Origin of the sequence: Pedobacter sp. FW305-3-2-15-E-R2A2, assembly GCF_038446955.1 — a bacterium.
GTDB lineage: Bacteria > Bacteroidota > Bacteroidia > Sphingobacteriales > Sphingobacteriaceae > Pedobacter.
In genome coordinates this window covers 385,929-401,976 of the sequence record NZ_CP151803.1, presented here as the reverse complement: position 1 = coordinate 401,976, position 16,048 = coordinate 385,929, and the positions used below count along the sequence as shown (strand labels likewise).

Sequence of the window (16,048 nt, the reverse complement as noted above, 5' to 3'; positions counted from 1 at the left end):
GCGAGTAGTCTGAACTACTCCAGAAAGGAGGTATTCCAGCCGCACCTTCCGGTACGGCTACCTTGTTACGACTTAGCCCCAGTTATCGGTTTTACCCTAGGACGCTCCTTGCGGTTACATACTTTAGGTACCCCCAACTTCCATGGCTTGACGGGCGGTGTGTACAAGGCCCGGGAACGTATTCACCGCGTCATTGCTGATACGCGATTACTAGCGAATCCAACTTCAAGAGGTCGAGTTGCAGACCTCTATCCGAACTGTGAATGGCTTTTTGAGATTTGCTTGCTGTTGCCAGCTTGCTGCCCTCTGTACCATCCATTGTAGCACGTGTGTAGCCCCGGACGTAAGGGCCATGATGACTTGACGTCGTCCCCTCCTTCCTCTCTGTTTGCACAGGCAGTCTGTTTAGAGTCCCCACCTTAACGTGCTGGCAACTAAACATAGGGGTTGCGCTCGTTGCGGGACTTAACCCAACACCTCACGGCACGAGCTGACGACAGCCATGCAGCACCTAGTTTCGTGTGATTGCTCACTGACCTATCTCTAGATCATTCACTAACTTTCAAGCCCGGGTAAGGTTCCTCGCGTATCATCGAATTAAACCACATGCTCCTCCGCTTGTGCGGGCCCCCGTCAATTCCTTTGAGTTTCACCCTTGCGGGCGTACTCCCCAGGTGGAATACTTAACGCTTTCGCTTAGCCGCTAACTGTGTATCGCTAACAGCGAGTATTCATCGTTTAGGGCGTGGACTACCAGGGTATCTAATCCTGTTTGATCCCCACGCTTTCGTGCCTCAGCGTCAATAACACCATAGTAAGCTGCCTTCGCAATCGGTGTTCTGTGACATATCTATGCATTTCACCGCTACTTGTCACATTCCGCCTACCTCTAGTGTATTCAAGCTCATCAGTATCAAGGGCACTGCGATGGTTGAGCCACCGTCTTTCACCCCTGACTTAATAAGCCGCCTACGCACCCTTTAAACCCAATAAATCCGGATAACGCTTGGATCCTCCGTATTACCGCGGCTGCTGGCACGGAGTTAGCCGATCCTTATTCCTTCGGTACATTCAGCTACTTACACGTAAGTAGGTTTATTCCCGAATAAAAGCAGTTTACGACCCAGAGGGCTGTCTTCCTGCACGCGGCATGGCTGGTTCAGAGTTGCCTCCATTGACCAATATTCCTTACTGCTGCCTCCCGTAGGAGTCTGGTCCGTGTCTCAGTACCAGTGTGGGGGGTCATCCTCTCAGATCCCCTAGTCATCGTGGTCTTGGTGAGCCGTTACCTCGCCAACTAACTAATGACACGCATGCCCATCTTAATCCTATAAATATTTGATCATTGTACAATGCTGTACTGTGATTTTATGCGGTGTTAATCCGAATTTCTTCGGGCTATCCCCCTGATTAAGGTAGGTTGCATACGCGTTACGCACCCGTGCGCCACTTTCGTGAAGAGCAAGCCCTTCACTATCGTTCGACTTGCATGTATTAGGCCTGCCGCTAGCGTTCATCCTGAGCCAGGATCAAACTCTCCATTGTAAAATGTGTTGTTTGAACGCTGACCATTCTTAACTTGTTAATAATAGTCTTTATTCTTTTTTTTGTATTGTCTGTCAGATTCTGACTTGAAAAAATAGCTTTGGTTTTCATGTACTTTGAAACGGTACTATCTTACCTCGCTACGCTATAAATGACATCTCTTTAATGAACTTTTCGAATCTCCTCGCGGTTCTTCTTTTATGTTGCAATCTTTGTTTCTCTGTTTCCTCCAGGTCTTAATGTTCCTGGTGTCAGTTTCAAACTTCTGATCGTTTCAGTCTTTTTGTTTTTGTTATCAAACTCCGTTTGGTAACCCCCGTTTTTGTTGGGACTGCAAAGGTAGAAATCTTTTTGTTATTGTCAAGCTTTTTCTCAAACTTTTTTACTTTGTTTTATCTGGTTACTAAACCTGTCAAAACAACCTCTGACATCTCTCTACTGCAATCTTTCAAATCCTTCTCTCTTTTCACTTTCACTGTTTCTCTTCCTCCGAAGCGGGATGCAAAAGTAAGAAAATTTAACCGGTCTCAAAACAATTCAGCCATTATAATTGTATCGCAACCATAACTACATGATTTACAACAAGAAAAACATCAAACAGACTTAACGTAAGATACACACGAATCCACAATCAACCACAGAAAGCCAATAAAACGAAGGACAGGATATAAATTAACCTATATATACTATACAAAAAGGAACCTGTTAGGGAAAAACACTAAAAACATCCTATATATACTACCTATTCAAAAAAGGTCCTGCTAAACCAGCAAGCCCAAGAGCACTTAATCCGGGTGATCATAGGAAGTTTTTCAAAAGCACTAAAATATTATGAAAAACGAACGTCCGAACAGGCTCGAAACTACTTCGGATAAACCCCGGATAGAACAGGGATCAAACAGGGATAGAACACGGATAGAACAGGGACAAATTCCGAGTTTGATCCCTGTTCTATCCGAACTTGATTCCGCTCTGATTACTCCTTATTCCGAACCTGCCCCTACCCGGTTTCCAGGCAGACAAAATCATCCTCTAAAAGATCACAGCCACAGCTTTCCCAGCCTGTATACCAAGCCAGGAATACCCTGAAAAATAAAATGAAATCCTATCCCCGCAGTGGGGGTTTAATATTGCCCTGTAGCCAATAAAACTAAAGTGCAAGCCTCAACCGGCTCTATGCCATTGTTATTCAACAGCGTTTCCAGTTCCGGATTTTCTGTTCCCGGATTAAAGATGACCCTTCTGGGCTTTGTCTCAAGAATATAATCATAATACAAGTGCTGTATTTCCTCTCCTATATATAAGGTAATGGTATCTACATCATCATGTGGCAGTCCCGGCTTTTCTATAGCCACCCCTGCAACCTCTCCTTTCTTGATTCCTACATTTATAATATCGTGCCCTTTAGCTTTTAACATATGTGCAGCCTTATAAGCATAGCGCATTGGATTTGGGGAAGCCCCAATAATTAAGGTATTGGTCATAATTTTAAAATTTCGATAGCAAGGCGATCTGCCCTCCATGATAAGCATAATGCTGAATTAAACCGTTTAAAAGTTCAAAATGATTCAACGCGGCTGTCGGCATCCGCCCGGTAAATAATTTAGCAGACCATTGTTCTTCAGAAAATTGCGTTACTAAAATCAGTAAATTTTCATTTATCTGACTAAAATCAGCGAGAATAGCTTTCCATTGCGCTTCAGTTTTATGCAATGGGACTGGCCAATCCCCCTTTTGCGGCTCTTTAGGTAGATTTCCTGATAACCTTGAAATCACTTCTTCCGTCCAGGAACTCAGGTGCAGCACCAATTCAGCAATGGAATGCGCGCCAGGGATTGGATGTGCAAAGGCCTGCCCTGCTTTTACCGCGGCAATAACCATTGAAATGTTATTACCGTGCCAGGCATCACCAGAATAGGCCTTCCTTAATTCGTTAGCAAAATCAATCATTCTGCATTATAAACAACGCAATTTTAAATCTGTTTCTATTAAATGTATTTTAGAACAGCATTTGCACAGTTTACCCCGTCAATCGCCGCAGATACAATTCCACCCGCATATCCTGCTCCTTCCGCACAAGGGAATAAACCTGATACCTGGGGATGCTGAAAGGTCTCTTTGTCTCTTGGAATACGCACAGGCGATGAACTTCTGCTTTCCACACCGACGAGAATAGCCTCATTGGTATAATAACCCCTCATCTTTTTCCCAAACAGCGGCAATGCATTCCTTAGACTGGAAGCTACAAAATCCGGAAGGGTTTCTTTAAGCATGACACTTTTAGTTCCTGGCAAGTAAGAGTTCTTAGGCAAGTCAGCTGAAATTTTATTCTCGACAAAGTCCACCATCCTTTGTCCGGGCGCTACCAGATTTCCTCCCCCAAGCTGGAATGCAGTCTTTTCGATCTCCGCCTGAAAATGCATCATTCTTAAAGGATCATCTCCTTTTACATCGTCCAGCGTGATTTGTACAACAGTCCCCGAATTAGCAAACGGATTATTCCTTTTGGAAGGAGACCAACCATTCACTACAATCTCATTTTCATAAGTCGCACAAGGAGCAATAATCCCCCCGGGACACATACAAAAAGAAAACACGCCCCTGCTCCCTACCTGCTCCACCAAACTATAATAAGCAGGGGGCAGGAATTCACTTCTAATGTCGCAATGGTATTGTGCCGCATCAATAATTGCTTGCGGGTGTTCAATCCTTACTCCTAACGCGAAAGGTTTCGCTTCAACCAGAATATTCTTTTGATGTAATAATTCGTAAATATCTCTTGCAGAGTGGCCGGTGGCCAGAATCACCGCATCCGCTAATAGCTGATCGTGTCCGTTCACTACAACTCCCTTTATTTTCCCAAAGTCAACCAGAATATCCGTTACCTTTTGGTCGAAACGAACCTCACCACCTGCATTCAGGATCTGTTCCCTGATGGCAGTAATGATATGCGGAAGTTTATTCGTCCCAATATGGGGTCGCGCATCCACCAATATATCATCTGTGGCGCCATGCGCTACAAAGATCTGCAATACCTTATTGATATCCCCACGTTTATTAGAACGGGTATAAAGCTTACCGTCAGAATAAGTTCCTGCCCCGCCTTCACCATAGCAATAGTTGGATTCGGTATTTACGATACCTTCTTTGTTGATGGCTGCCAAATCGCGTCTCCTTTGCTTCACATCTTTACCACGCTCCAAAACAATCGGTTTCAGTCCGTTCTCAATACACTGCAATGCAGCAAATAAGCCTGCAGGTCCAGCGCCGACAATAATTACGTGTTTGTTGTTACTGACATTCGGATAATTTACCGCAAAAACTTCGGGCAATGGCTCCTCCTCAATAAAAACCCTGACCTGCAAACGATAAATCACCTTTCTGGAACGGGCGTCAATGGATCTTTTAAGGATTTTGTACCCCTTTATTTTGGAGATATCGACATGTAGAGCTGAAGAAAGACTGTTCTTGAGCTGAGCTTCCTCTCCGACATCTTCCGGAGCAAGCGTGATTTCTATTTCTTTTTGCATAAAATATGTCAGGTATTTATCCTGAACCGCAGCAAAGGTACAGAAATCTCCCAAGGATCCTAAAAGCCCGGGAACCTGAAAAACATAAATTTAAATGTGATCCGGGAGCAAAAAGTTCTCTATCATATTGGCATAAATACCTCTCATATTAGCCTGAAAATCGGCTGTTTCAAATTTTAAAAAACCAAATTTACCGAAGAAACATTTGAGGATGCTTCAAATCATCGGAGCCCGAATTGATTTCAAAAATCGGCCATCCCATTGTGTAACACCATTTTTACAAGCCATTTCCCCGGTTTACCCCTCAAAACAAGACCTCTAAATCCGACCTCATCTTTATTGAAAAAGTTTCATTTTAAGGAACGATAACCAAGCTGATTTAAAAGAACTTACCAAAACTACCGGGAGGCAAACAGGATTCATGAAACTGAATTATTGGTATATTTAAATATGTTTATTAAAAGTGCTAAATAAATAATAAGCATAGAATTAATCATCCCAAAACAAAATTTATGAAAACTTACAAAAACCAAATCTATGTAAAGGCAAAGATGCTTTTCATCGTCATGACAGCAATGTTTCTGGCAACATCATGTAAACAAAACACGGATCCTACAGGCCCTGAAACACCGGAAGCAGCCGCACAAAAGACCGCGAGCTCAAATGTGTCTGCCACAACGGAAGTATGGAACAAAGCGAATCTTACCAATTACGAATCTTATCCTGATCCAGGAAGCCCGGAATGTATAGAGTACAACGGTTGCCTTTGGGCCGGACAATTCGCCTTTGTATCCGGAGTTAAACCGGAAAGCTGGGTAAAAGCCAACAACATCATCTCTATCCACTCTAAAGATGCAGCCAAATACAAACTAAAAACACTTAGAATCAGACAAGGAAACAAGACGATTGATGCTAAAGTCTACGACAGGTGTTCTGATGACGACTGTGAAGACAACTGCTGTACAGTCAATGCCAGACAAAATGGACTTAATTTCCTTATTGATATTGAAAAATATACCATGTGGCGCTTCGGTTCCGGCGATGGTATCGTAGAATGGAGATGCCTCGATTGTAATTAGCACCAAACGAAGCATGGACAAAAAGGATTCAGACGTTGTCTGGATCCTTTTTTTGTTTGGACATCTGCTGCTCATCAGGTCCTTTGATAACTGACAAAAGGGCTGTTTATCACAAATAAGCTGCTTTTTTGTGCCTTTTTGCAAAAACCTGTCATGTTTTTATCGGTATTCGTAACAAAGGAACGGAAATTGAGTTCTAATGTGTAAATTAACACTTAGAAAAACAGAACTTAAAAACTGAAATAAGCGACGTGCGAACTTCAGTTCAATTAAAAACAGAAATTATGAAAAAAACAGTATTAGCAATAGTTGCCATCTTAGTCGTATTTGTAGCCATCAGTGGATGCGGATATAATGGTTTAGTGAAATTAGATGAAGATGTTAAAGCAAAATGGAATCAGGTGGAAACCCAATATCAAAGACGTGCAGATTTAATTCCTAATCTGGTAAATACAGTAAAAGGTGCTGCGAAATTCGAACAGTCTACTTTAACTCAGGTTACAGAAGCACGTGCTAAAGCAACACAGGTAACCATTGACCCTGATAAATTGACGCCTGAGAATATCGAAAAATATCAGGCTGCACAAGGACAGGTAAGTCAGGCATTGGGACGTTTGCTAATGGTGACTGAGAACTATCCTGAATTAAAAGCTACAGAGCAATTCAGAGATGTTTCTGCAGAACTTGCGGGAACAGAAAACAGAATTGGAGTGGCTCGTAAAGATTTCAACGAATCAGTACAGGTATACAACACTAAAGTGAGGTCTTTCCCGAATAACATCACTGCCGGTTTGTTTGGCTTTAGTCAAAAAGCAGGTTTCAAAGCTGAAGCTGGCTCAGAAAAGGCTCCAAAAGTAGAATTCTAGTAGACCATAACAACATTTAAGGGTAATGCGTGTTTAAATAACAACATGTATTACCCTTATCTTTATCAAGTAATCCTATCATGGGAATATTCACAGAACAAGAACAAGAATTAATCGCCAACGCAATTTCAGAAGCTGAAAAAGCAACTTCCGGCGAGATTAGAATTGCAGTAGACAAACACTGCGAAGGTGACGCATTTGAAAAAGCGACCTCCTATTTCTCAAAACTGGGAATGGAAAAAACAGTTAAGCATAACGGAGTGCTGATCTACCTCGCCTATATGGACCATAAGTTTGCCATCATTGGAGATAGTGGCATCAATAAAGTCGTCCCTGATGATTTCTGGGAAACAACAAAGGTGGCCATGAAAGCGCATTTTTCAGGTGGAAATCTCGTTCAGGGAATCATCGCAGGTATCGTCCTGGCTGGTGAAAAATTAGCATCATTCTTCCCTTTTCAAAGTGGCGACATCAATGAACTACCCAATGACATCATTTTTATGGACCAATATAAAGCGGCAAAGCCATGAAACAATCCATCATCGCTTTTCTCTTTATTTTAATTTCTACCATTGGATTTGCGCAGGACTTTCCTGAAAAACCCAACAAACTTGTAAATGATTATACCGGCACACTAAGCGCCAGTCAGCTTCAGCAATTAGAACAAAAACTGGTTGCTTTTGACGACTCCAGTTCTACACAGATCGCGATCGCCATCCTGAAATCAGTTGGCGATTACGACATCGGTGAATATGCACTTGAGTTGGGTAGAAAATGGGGCGTTGGAAGCAAGGGTAAAAATAATGGGGTATTGATTGTAGTTGCTTTAGGAGACAGAAAGATCTCTATTCAAACCGGATATGGTGTTGAAGGCGTTCTTCCTGATTTATACGCAAGAAGAATCATAGACAATGACATTAAACCTCATTTCAAAACCGGCGACTACTACGGAGGGCTTGAAGCAGGTACGGATGCCATCATTCGCTACACAAAAGGAGAATACAAGAATGACAAACCGAAAAATAGCGATTCCGGAGGCGGAGCTTCAGGAATATTAATTATTATCATCATTGTCGTTGTCGTCATCATTATCCTCAAAAGAGGTGGCGGCGGAGGAGGTGGTGGCCAGGTGATCGGCGGTCGCGGTGTTGCAGATGCACTTTTCTGGAGTATGCTACTTGGCGGAGGAAGAAGTTCCGGCGGGGGCAGTAGCTGGGGTGGTGGCAGCAGCAGTGGCGGCGGAGGCTTTGGTGGCTTCGGCGGCGGTAGTTTTGGTGGTGGTGGTAGTAGTGGTAGCTGGTAAATCATATGTATAGAAAAGACTTAATCACAGCAGAAATTCAAAAACTAGCTCAGGTACTGGCCCGTATTATGGGGCTAAAGCTGGAAGGAAAACTAGAGGAAGCAGAAGACTTATTCCGTGAATCTTTACTAAAAGAATTTGGAATCACAGAGGAGCAGCTATTTTCAAAACAGAATGATGGGTTTGAAGCATCACTTACAGATTTAGCATTTCCGGCAGAAAAGCTGGAAATGCTGAGTCAGTTCCTATATGCAGAATTTGATCCTTCCCAGCCTTCGGATAAAAACGAGGCTCTGGCAGAAAAACTTAACCTGATTTATCAAACGCTCGAAGTAAAACATCGCATCGTGAGCATGACCAATCTGGACCGTCAGAAAAAGGTTCAGCAATATCTTAACTCCTAACATGGAAATACTAAAATGGCAAAAACTTTCTTCCAGATACCTGGTGAAAGAACAATGGGCCACCTTACGCGTAGATACCTGTGACCTTCAAAATGGAATTGTAAAAGATGATTATTTTGTCCTGGAATATCCAAATTGGGTAAATGCAGTCGCGCTGACCGAAGACAATGAGATCATTATGGTGCGTCAATATCGCCATGCGGGAGACATCATTTCTCTTGAAATTCCAGGCGGAGTGATCGATGGTGATGAAAAACCTGAAGATGCAGTCCGAAGGGAACTATTAGAAGAAACAGGCTATTCTTTTCAAACGATAACACTTCTTGCCACGCTTTATCCCAATCCGGCAACAGCAAACAACGTCACATATACTTACCTGTTAACCGGCGGTATTAAAACACAGGAACAACATTTGGACGAACATGAAATTCTGAATGTAGAAAAATACAGCATTGCAGCAGTCAAACAACTGCTCCTGGAGAATAAAATTGACCAATCTTTACACGCTTCCGCTTTGTTCTACGGATTACTGAAGCTGGAAGCCATTCAATAAGTTTCTGTTCAAAACAAAAAGACCGGGTAAGCAATGCTTATCCGGTCTTTTTGTTTAATGATCCAAGGATTCCTAAGTCATTTTCAATTTCTTTTGAATGTCGTGAACGTAGCCTTTAAATTTTTTATCGGTATCAATCAGATCTTCCACCGTCTGGCAGGCATAGATAACGGTAGAGTGATCTCTTCCTCCAAAAAAGGCACCAATCGTTTTTAAGGATGATTTGGTATGGCTTTTTGAGAGGTACATCGAGATTTGCCGGGCCTGAACGATCTCACGTTTCCGTGTGGGTGATTTCACCATGTCTACAGGAACTTCGAAATACTCGCAAACCAGCTTTTGGATGTATTCCATTGAAATCTCTTTGGAGGTATTCTTGATGAAGTTTTTTAACATCTGTTTGGCCAGATTCAAATCTATATCTTTCTTGTTTAACGTAGATTGAGCCAATAGGGAAACCATCGCTCCTTCCAGTTCACGCACATTATTATCAATATTATGAGCTACATATTCAACCACCTCATTAGGCAGCTCAATCCCATCTGCATACATTTTCTTTCTCAGGATGGCAATTCTTGTTTCTAAATCCGGAATCTGCAGGTCTGCGGATAAACCCCATTTAAAACGGCTCAATAAGCGCTCCTCCAATCCAGCAAGGTCCTTTGGCGCTTTATCAGAAGATAAAATCACCTGTTTACCAGATTGGTGTAAATGGTTAAAAATATGGAAAAATATATCCTGAGTCTTTTCTTTACCTGCGAAATTATGAACATCATCCATGATGATCACATCCATTGCCTGATAAAAGTTAACAAAATCATTAATGGTATTATTTTTCAGGGAATCGACAAACTGCTGGCAGAATTTTTCGCAGGAAACATAGATGACCAGTTTATCAGGCATGTTTCTTTTGATCTCATTTCCAATCGCCTGTGCAAGATGCGTTTTACCTAAGCCTACGCCTCCGTAAATCATCAGCGGATTAAAGGATGTCCCACCGGGTTTAGCGGCAACAGCATAGCCCGCAGAGCGCGCAAGGCGGTTACAATCTCCTTCAATATAATTTTCAAAAGTATAGTTGGAATTCAGCTGAGGATCAACATTGAGTTTCTTTAATCCGGGAATGATGAAGGGGTTTTTAATGTCTTTATTTATGGACACCGGAATTGGCATGGACTGAAGTTTTGCCGCTGCCCCATTTCCGTTACTGGGAATATTGGTTGTATAAGGGGAACCGGTATTTGAAGACTTATCCACCACGATATTATATTCCAACCTTCCCTCATCCCCCAACTGCTTTTTTACCGTCTTTCGCAACAAACCAACATAGTGTTCTTCCAGCCATTCATAGAAAAATAAACTAGGCACCTGTATTGTTAAAACTTTGCCATCCAACTTGAGAGCGGATATTGGCTCGAACCAGGTTTTGAAACTTTGATTCGGTATATTATCCTTTATGATTTGGAGACAGTTTTTCCATACTTCGGTACAAGTTTTTTCCATTGTCATAATACAATTTGTTGGTTGATTGCGACGAGAACAACACAAAATGTGTGCTGTTTCGAGAGATCGAATATTCAAAAAATTATCAACAAAAAAAACTTAATTTTAATTTATTTGGCAAGTACTTAAACATCAGTAGCATACCATAGTTAACCTGAATTTATTATGTGGATAACTATTTTTTAACATTCTTTTTAATACTCTCCAAAAACGCTACGCATTACATCAGCAACCTCTCCAAGGCTGGCATAAGCCTCTACGGCGACCAGAATATAGGGCATCAGGTTTTCTGTCCCGGCGGCAGCAATTTTTAAATCGCTTAAAGCTTTTTCCACAGCCACATTATCCCGCTCTGATTTCAGCTTATTCAGCTTATCGGTTTGTATCGTCCGGATGGATTCATCAATGGTAAAAACATCATTGATTCCCTCCTGTTCCTGGGTAAATTTATTCACACCGACGATCACCCTTGTGCCCGCTTCGATCTCCACCTGATACTGGTAAGCAGCATCTCCAATCTCATTCTGAATATACCCGTTTTCAATCGCATTTACAGAACCACCCATCGCATCGATCTTATCAATATACACCTGCGCGGCAGCTTCAATTTCATCCGTCAGGTTTTCCACAAAATAAGATCCGGCAAGCGGATCAACCGTATCCGTTACCCCACTTTCAAAGGCGATCACCTGTTGTGTACGCAACGCTATTTTTGCCGCTGCTTCTGTAGGTAAGGACAATGCTTCATCATAACCGTTGGTATGTAAGGACTGGGTTCCCCCAAGCACAGCAGCCATCGCCTGATTACTTACACGGATCACATTGTTCAGCGGTTGTTGTGCCGTCAATGTTGATCCACCTGTCTGTGTATGAAAACGCAACATCTGCGCCTTCTCATCAGTAGCTCCTAAATCTTTAGTAATTTTCGCCCACATCCTTCTTGCTGCCCTGAATTTAGCAATCTCTTCAAAGAAATTATTATGACAATTAAAGAAGAACGACAGACGTTTTGCGAAAACATTGATGTCCAGCCCTTTTTCCAAGGCTGCATTTAAATAAGCCTTTCCATTTGCCAGCGTAAATGCCAGCTCCTGTACTGCTGTAGAACCTGCTTCCCGGATATGGTATCCGGAAATAGAAATCGTGTTCCATTTTGGAACCTCCTTACTGCAGTATTCAAAAATATCGGTGATGATCCTCATCGAGGCCTTTGGGGGATAGATATACGTTCCTCTTGCTGCATATTCCTTCAGGATATCATTTTGGATCGTACCGGAAATCTGCCTGATGTCTGCACCCTGCTTTCTGGCCAGCGCAATATACATTGCCAATAAGATGGATGCAGTCGCATTGATCGTCATCGATGTGGTGATCTTTTGAAGTTCTATGCCATCAAATAATATTTCGATGTCTTTTAAAGAATCGATCGCTACCCCAACTTTCCCGACCTCACCCTCGGACATTTCATGATCGGAGTCGTATCCGATCTGTGTTGGAAGGTCAAATGCAACCGATAAGCCCATTGTTCCCTGCTTCAGTAAATAATGGTAACGCTTATTGGATTCCTCTGCGGTAGAAAAACCCGCATACTGACGCATCGTCCATAAACGGCCTCTGTACATATCCTTTTGAATCCCCCTGGTATAGGGAAATTCACCTGGTAACTCTGTAATGGGTCTGGCACTCGTATATATTTCTTTAATTTCGATACCAGAGGTAGTCGTAAACTTTTTATCTTCCATAATTAAAATAACTGATGAATATCCTTTTTAATCAGATCAAGGGTTAATTCGTAAGGGTTATCGGCAATTCCGGCCATGTGCTGCAAAACCTTTTTACTCAGGTCTATCCCCGTAGCATGCGCCGGTAAGTCTCTTGCTGCATTGCTCACCATCGCCAAAGTATCGTCCTTTAGCTTTCGGATCACATTCCAGGTAGTGGTGCTCACATAAAGCTGCTGCGTTACATTGTGCTGATACTCTGCTCTGATTTCATTTAAGACCAAAGACTGTAAATCTTTAACGGCAATGCCCTGATGGTGCAGGCGAAGAAATAAATTCGATGGATTAATGCGTTCAATAAACACGATCAACCGCTCATGTGCCTGCAACCTTAGCGGCAACAACTGCTCCTTTCCGTCCCGGGGCTTGTCTGCAGATTTCAACCGGAAAAAGGTTTGAATATCATCTTTAATCAGGTAATAACCAACAGAAACGGTAAGTACTCCGGCGATTGTCAGTGCCGCAGTTTCGGTTAATAAAGATTCTATGTTCATTTCTTTGTTTGAATACCGTAATAATTAGCGAATAACACCGACAAAAATGTACATTTTATTTATATTTGTTCTTCCTAATTTTAAATAACATGAGTAATACAGTTGATACGGCATTTGCACCAGTTACCTTTACAGAAACTGCTGTTAAAGAACTTTTTAAGTTAAAAGACCAACAGGAAATCGCTGAAGACTTCGGCTTGCGCGTTGGCGTAGAAGGTGGAGGTTGCTCCGGAATGAGTTATGTTTTAGGTTTCGATCAGAAAAAAGAAGGAGATCAGGAATATATCATTGATGGCATTAAGGTATTTATGCACAAAGCCCATCAAATGTATTTAATGGGGATGCAGGTAGATTGGCAGGATGGCTTAAATTCGAGAGGATTTACATTTAACAATCCAAATGCAGCCAGTACCTGCGGTTGTGGAACCAGTTTCTCTGCATAGATAGTATTCGTTCCTATGAACTTTATTTAGAGTTCCTTTGTAACATTATAAGAGGTCTCGTTGTCTTAACAACGGGACTTTTTATTTTTACCCTATAAAGCATTATATTTCCTAAAGAATGACCTATACAGAGAACGTAAGAATTGCCATCCAGTCCATAAAGAGTAACAGATTACGTACGATGCTTACGGCATTGATCATTGCCATAGGTTTATCTGCTTTAGTAGGAATCTTAACCACGCTGGATGCGGTTAAAAAAAGTATGACCGAAGCTTTTTCAAGTATGGGCGCCAACTCTTTCACCATCAGAAACCGTGGGATCGGCATCCGAATAGGCGGAGGAGGAAAAAGACCTAAACCTTTTAAAACCATTCGCTATGAAGATGCAATTGCGTTTAAAGAGCGTTTAAATACCCCCGCTACCGTTGCAATCAGTGTAAGTGCCAGTTTTGGTTCCACCATCAAATACGGAACAGAAAAGACCAATCCAAACATCAACATTCAGGGAATCGATGAAAATGGCTTGAATTCTCAAGGTCTTCAGCTCGAACTGGGAAGAAATTTCAGTAAGACAGAAACCATTCAGGGCAGCAATGTCTGTATCATCGGAAGTGAGGTCAGCGAAAAATTATTTAAGAAAGAATCCCCTCTGGATAAAGTCATCAATGTGGGTAACAACCGGCTGAGGATTATTGGCTTGCTATCGTCCAAAGGTCAAAGCATGGGTTTCAGCGGAGATAGGGCCGTATACGTTCCATTATTGAAAGCTAAACTTATCAACTCCAACGCCAATCCTTCCTATACCATTACTGTAATGGTCCCGACGAATGACCTTCAGGAAACCATTATTGGAGAAGCGACAGCAGAGTTCAGAAATATCAGAAAGATCAAGATCACAGAACCCAATAATTTCGAGATCACAAAAAGTGATGCGATTGCACAGACTTTATTCGAAAATCTAAAATATGTAGTCTGGGGTGGAATTGCCATCGGGGGGATTACCCTCATCGGGGCTTCTATCGGTCTGATGAATATCATGCTCGTTTCTGTAACGGAACGTACCCGGGAAATCGGGATCAGGAAAGCGATTGGCGCAAATCCTGCAGTCATCAGAAAACAGTTTTTAATTGAGGCTGTAATTATCTGTCTGATGGGTGGTGCCTTTGGGATTTTCCTCGGCATTGCGATAGGTAACATTATTTCCCTCGCCATGGGAGGTGCTTTCATTATTCCATGGTTATGGATCTTCGGAGGTTTTGTGCTCTGTGTCCTGGTGGGCATCTTGTCCGGATATTACCCGGCGAAGAAAGCATCTAAACTGGATCCTGTTGAAGCATTGAGATATGAATAATAAAAAAGGGCTTCTTTTGTAGAAAAGAAGCCCTTTTTTATTATTTACAAAAGCTTATCTGCCTTCGTATTGATTTTCATAATAAGCCTGATAGTTTCCTGAAGTAACGTTCGAAAGCCATTCTTCATTCTCCAGATACCAATCTACCGTTTTTTCCAATCCTTCTTCAAACTGTAAGCTAGGCACCCAGTTTAATACCTTTTGCAATTTAGATGAATCAATCGCATAGCGTAAATCGTGCCCTGCCCTATCCGTCACAAAAGAGATCAGTTTTGCTGATTCACCCGCAATTCTACCCAGCTTTTGATCCATAATTTTACATAACAAATGAATCAGGTCAATATTCTTCCATTCGTTATGTCCTCCGATATTGTAGGTTTCTCCGGTCTTCGCCTGATGAAAGATCACATCTATTGCCCTTGCATGGTCTTCCACCCAAAGCCAGTCTCTTACATTTTCTCCTTTTCCATAAACCGGAACAGGTTGGTTATTCTTAATGTTATTGATGGCCAGAGGAATTAATTTCTCCGGGAAATGATGAGAACCGTAATTATTAGAACAGTTCGAGATCACCACATCCAATCCATAAGTATCATGATAAGCACGAACGAAATGATCTGAAGATGCTTTTGATGCTGAATATGGACTATGTGGATCATAGGCAGTAGATTCAGTAAACATGCCTGTTTCGCCTAAAGCACCATATACCTCATCCGTAGAGACATGATAGAATCTCTTCTGCTCATAGGCACCTTTCCAATGCTCTCTGGCAGCATTTAAAAGATTTACTGTACCAATTACATTCGTCATCACAAAGGCCGTAGGATCTGAGATCGACCTGTCCACATGTGATTCAGCAGCGAGGTGAATAACCGCATCAAAATTCTCCAGCTTAAACAATTCGCTCATCGCAACCGCATCAGTAATGTCTGCTTTAACGAAACGATAATTAGGTTTATGCTCTATATCCGTTAAATTGGCCAGATTTCCTGCATAAGTTAACTTGTCAAGATTCAGGATTTCATACTCCGGATAATTGTTCACAAAACGACGAACGACATGCGAACCAATAAATCCGGCGCCACCTGTAATCAATATTTTCTTCTTCATTGGAATAGATTTGTATTTTAATGGTTAGGAAACAATCTTCATTACCTTTTGCAGGCAAAATACTGATGATGATTTCCTAACCATAG

Annotated in this window: 15 protein-coding genes and 1 rRNA gene; 8 read left to right on the top strand and 8 right to left on the bottom strand. The window is 42.0% G+C overall.

Features of this window, described 5'->3' with window-relative positions; all coding sequences use genetic code 11:
• Positions 1-23: 23 nt before the first annotated feature.
• The 4 genes from AAFF35_RS01610 to AAFF35_RS01595 all read right to left on the bottom strand — a co-directional run bounded on the left by AAFF35_RS01610 (position 24) and on the right by AAFF35_RS01595 (position 5,075).
• A 16S ribosomal RNA gene (locus tag AAFF35_RS01610) occupies positions 24-1,545 on the bottom strand.
• 1,124 nt (positions 1,546-2,669) lie between these two features.
• A complete protein-coding gene (locus AAFF35_RS01605; RefSeq protein WP_342330585.1) occupies positions 2,670-3,029 on the bottom strand; it encodes a CoA-binding protein in 360 nt (119 codons plus the stop codon).
• Positions 3,030-3,033: 4 nt separating this feature from the next.
• Positions 3,034-3,495: a DinB family protein gene (locus tag AAFF35_RS01600; protein WP_342330584.1), complete on the bottom strand. Its 462-nt coding sequence runs from the start codon at positions 3,493-3,495 to the stop codon at positions 3,034-3,036.
• Between the two features lie 38 nt (positions 3,496-3,533).
• Positions 3,534-5,075, bottom strand: coding sequence for an FAD-dependent protein (locus tag AAFF35_RS01595; protein WP_342330583.1), 1,542 nt, complete (start codon positions 5,073-5,075; stop codon positions 3,534-3,536).
• A gap of 512 nt (positions 5,076-5,587) precedes the next feature.
• Here AAFF35_RS01595 and AAFF35_RS01590 point away from each other — a divergent pair.
• The 6 genes from AAFF35_RS01590 to AAFF35_RS01565 all read left to right on the top strand — a co-directional run bounded on the left by AAFF35_RS01590 (position 5,588) and on the right by AAFF35_RS01565 (position 9,280).
• Complete coding sequence (locus AAFF35_RS01590) at positions 5,588-6,154, top strand: hypothetical protein (RefSeq protein ID WP_342330582.1); 567 nt, start codon at positions 5,588-5,590, stop codon at positions 6,152-6,154.
• Between the two features lie 284 nt (positions 6,155-6,438).
• Positions 6,439-7,020: a LemA family protein gene (locus tag AAFF35_RS01585; RefSeq protein ID WP_342330581.1), complete on the top strand. Its 582-nt coding sequence runs from the start codon at positions 6,439-6,441 to the stop codon at positions 7,018-7,020.
• 80 nt (positions 7,021-7,100) lie between these two features.
• Positions 7,101-7,550: a TPM domain-containing protein gene (locus tag AAFF35_RS01580; RefSeq protein WP_342330580.1), complete on the top strand. Its 450-nt coding sequence runs from the start codon at positions 7,101-7,103 to the stop codon at positions 7,548-7,550.
• Positions 7,547-8,323, top strand: a complete 777-nt coding sequence (locus AAFF35_RS01575) for a TPM domain-containing protein (protein WP_342330579.1) — start codon at positions 7,547-7,549, stop codon at positions 8,321-8,323. Before AAFF35_RS01580 ends, AAFF35_RS01575 begins: the two co-directional genes overlap by 4 nt.
• Positions 8,324-8,328: 5 nt before the next feature.
• Positions 8,329-8,727 (top strand): hypothetical protein, encoded by a 399-nt coding sequence (locus tag AAFF35_RS01570; protein ID WP_342330578.1) that lies wholly within the window; start codon positions 8,329-8,331, stop codon positions 8,725-8,727.
• Position 8,728: 1 nt separating this feature from the next.
• Positions 8,729-9,280: an NUDIX hydrolase gene (locus AAFF35_RS01565; protein ID WP_342330577.1), complete on the top strand. Its 552-nt coding sequence runs from the start codon at positions 8,729-8,731 to the stop codon at positions 9,278-9,280.
• Between the two features lie 72 nt (positions 9,281-9,352).
• Here the strand turns inward: AAFF35_RS01565 and dnaA are convergent, their stop codons facing one another.
• The 3 genes from dnaA to AAFF35_RS01550 all read right to left on the bottom strand — a co-directional run bounded on the left by dnaA (position 9,353) and on the right by AAFF35_RS01550 (position 13,058).
• Positions 9,353-10,783, bottom strand: coding sequence for a chromosomal replication initiator protein DnaA (gene dnaA / locus AAFF35_RS01560; RefSeq protein WP_342330576.1), 1,431 nt, complete (start codon positions 10,781-10,783; stop codon positions 9,353-9,355).
• A 194-nt stretch (positions 10,784-10,977) separates the two neighbouring features.
• Positions 10,978-12,525, bottom strand: a complete 1,548-nt coding sequence (locus AAFF35_RS01555) for a methylmalonyl-CoA mutase family protein (protein WP_342330575.1) — start codon at positions 12,523-12,525, stop codon at positions 10,978-10,980.
• Between the two features lie 2 nt (positions 12,526-12,527).
• The gene (locus AAFF35_RS01550) at positions 12,528-13,058 is read right to left on the bottom strand and encodes a hypothetical protein (protein ID WP_342330574.1); all 531 of its coding nucleotides are present in this window, start codon (positions 13,056-13,058) and stop codon (positions 12,528-12,530) included.
• Positions 13,059-13,147: 89 nt separating this feature from the next.
• On the opposite strand from AAFF35_RS01550, the gene AAFF35_RS01545 reads away from it, so the two are divergent.
• Together AAFF35_RS01545 and AAFF35_RS01540 are read left to right on the top strand one after the other, a co-directional pair.
• Positions 13,148-13,501 carry an iron-sulfur cluster assembly accessory protein gene (locus AAFF35_RS01545; RefSeq protein ID WP_074608891.1) on the top strand — a complete coding sequence of 118 codons (354 nt, stop codon included), beginning with the start codon at positions 13,148-13,150 and terminating at the stop codon, positions 13,499-13,501.
• Positions 13,502-13,619: 118 nt separating this feature from the next.
• Positions 13,620-14,852, top strand: a complete 1,233-nt coding sequence (locus AAFF35_RS01540) for an ABC transporter permease (RefSeq protein WP_342330573.1) — start codon at positions 13,620-13,622, stop codon at positions 14,850-14,852.
• A 54-nt stretch (positions 14,853-14,906) separates the two neighbouring features.
• On the opposite strand, the gene rfbB is transcribed toward AAFF35_RS01540, so the two are convergent.
• Complete coding sequence (rfbB, locus tag AAFF35_RS01535) at positions 14,907-15,962, bottom strand: dTDP-glucose 4,6-dehydratase (RefSeq protein WP_342330572.1); 1,056 nt, start codon at positions 15,960-15,962, stop codon at positions 14,907-14,909.
• Positions 15,963-16,048: the final 86 nt, after the last annotated feature.

Excerpts from the sequence above, each read along its gene's own strand:
- AAFF35_RS01605 (WP_342330585.1), bottom strand. The coding sequence starts at position 3,029 with ATGACCAATACCTTAATTATTGGGGCTTCCCCAAATCCAATGCGCTAT.
- AAFF35_RS01600 (WP_342330584.1), bottom strand. The coding sequence starts at position 3,495 with ATGATTGATTTTGCTAACGAATTAAGGAAGGCCTATTCTGGTGATGCC.
- AAFF35_RS01595 (WP_342330583.1), bottom strand. The coding sequence starts at position 5,075 with ATGCAAAAAGAAATAGAAATCACGCTTGCTCCGGAAGATGTCGGAGAG.
- AAFF35_RS01590 (WP_342330582.1), top strand. The coding sequence starts at position 5,588 with ATGAAAACTTACAAAAACCAAATCTATGTAAAGGCAAAGATGCTTTTC.
- AAFF35_RS01585 (WP_342330581.1), top strand. The coding sequence starts at position 6,439 with ATGAAAAAAACAGTATTAGCAATAGTTGCCATCTTAGTCGTATTTGTA.
- AAFF35_RS01580 (WP_342330580.1), top strand. The coding sequence starts at position 7,101 with ATGGGAATATTCACAGAACAAGAACAAGAATTAATCGCCAACGCAATT.
- AAFF35_RS01575 (WP_342330579.1), top strand. The coding sequence starts at position 7,547 with ATGAAACAATCCATCATCGCTTTTCTCTTTATTTTAATTTCTACCATT.
- AAFF35_RS01570 (WP_342330578.1), top strand. The coding sequence starts at position 8,329 with ATGTATAGAAAAGACTTAATCACAGCAGAAATTCAAAAACTAGCTCAG.
- AAFF35_RS01565 (WP_342330577.1), top strand. The coding sequence starts at position 8,729 with ATGGAAATACTAAAATGGCAAAAACTTTCTTCCAGATACCTGGTGAAA.
- dnaA (WP_342330576.1), bottom strand. The coding sequence starts at position 10,783 with ATGGAAAAAACTTGTACCGAAGTATGGAAAAACTGTCTCCAAATCATA.
- AAFF35_RS01555 (WP_342330575.1), bottom strand. The coding sequence starts at position 12,525 with ATGGAAGATAAAAAGTTTACGACTACCTCTGGTATCGAAATTAAAGAA.
- AAFF35_RS01550 (WP_342330574.1), bottom strand. The coding sequence starts at position 13,058 with ATGAACATAGAATCTTTATTAACCGAAACTGCGGCACTGACAATCGCC.
- AAFF35_RS01545 (WP_074608891.1), top strand. The coding sequence starts at position 13,148 with ATGAGTAATACAGTTGATACGGCATTTGCACCAGTTACCTTTACAGAA.
- AAFF35_RS01540 (WP_342330573.1), top strand. The coding sequence starts at position 13,620 with ATGACCTATACAGAGAACGTAAGAATTGCCATCCAGTCCATAAAGAGT.
- rfbB (WP_342330572.1), bottom strand. The coding sequence starts at position 15,962 with ATGAAGAAGAAAATATTGATTACAGGTGGCGCCGGATTTATTGGTTCG.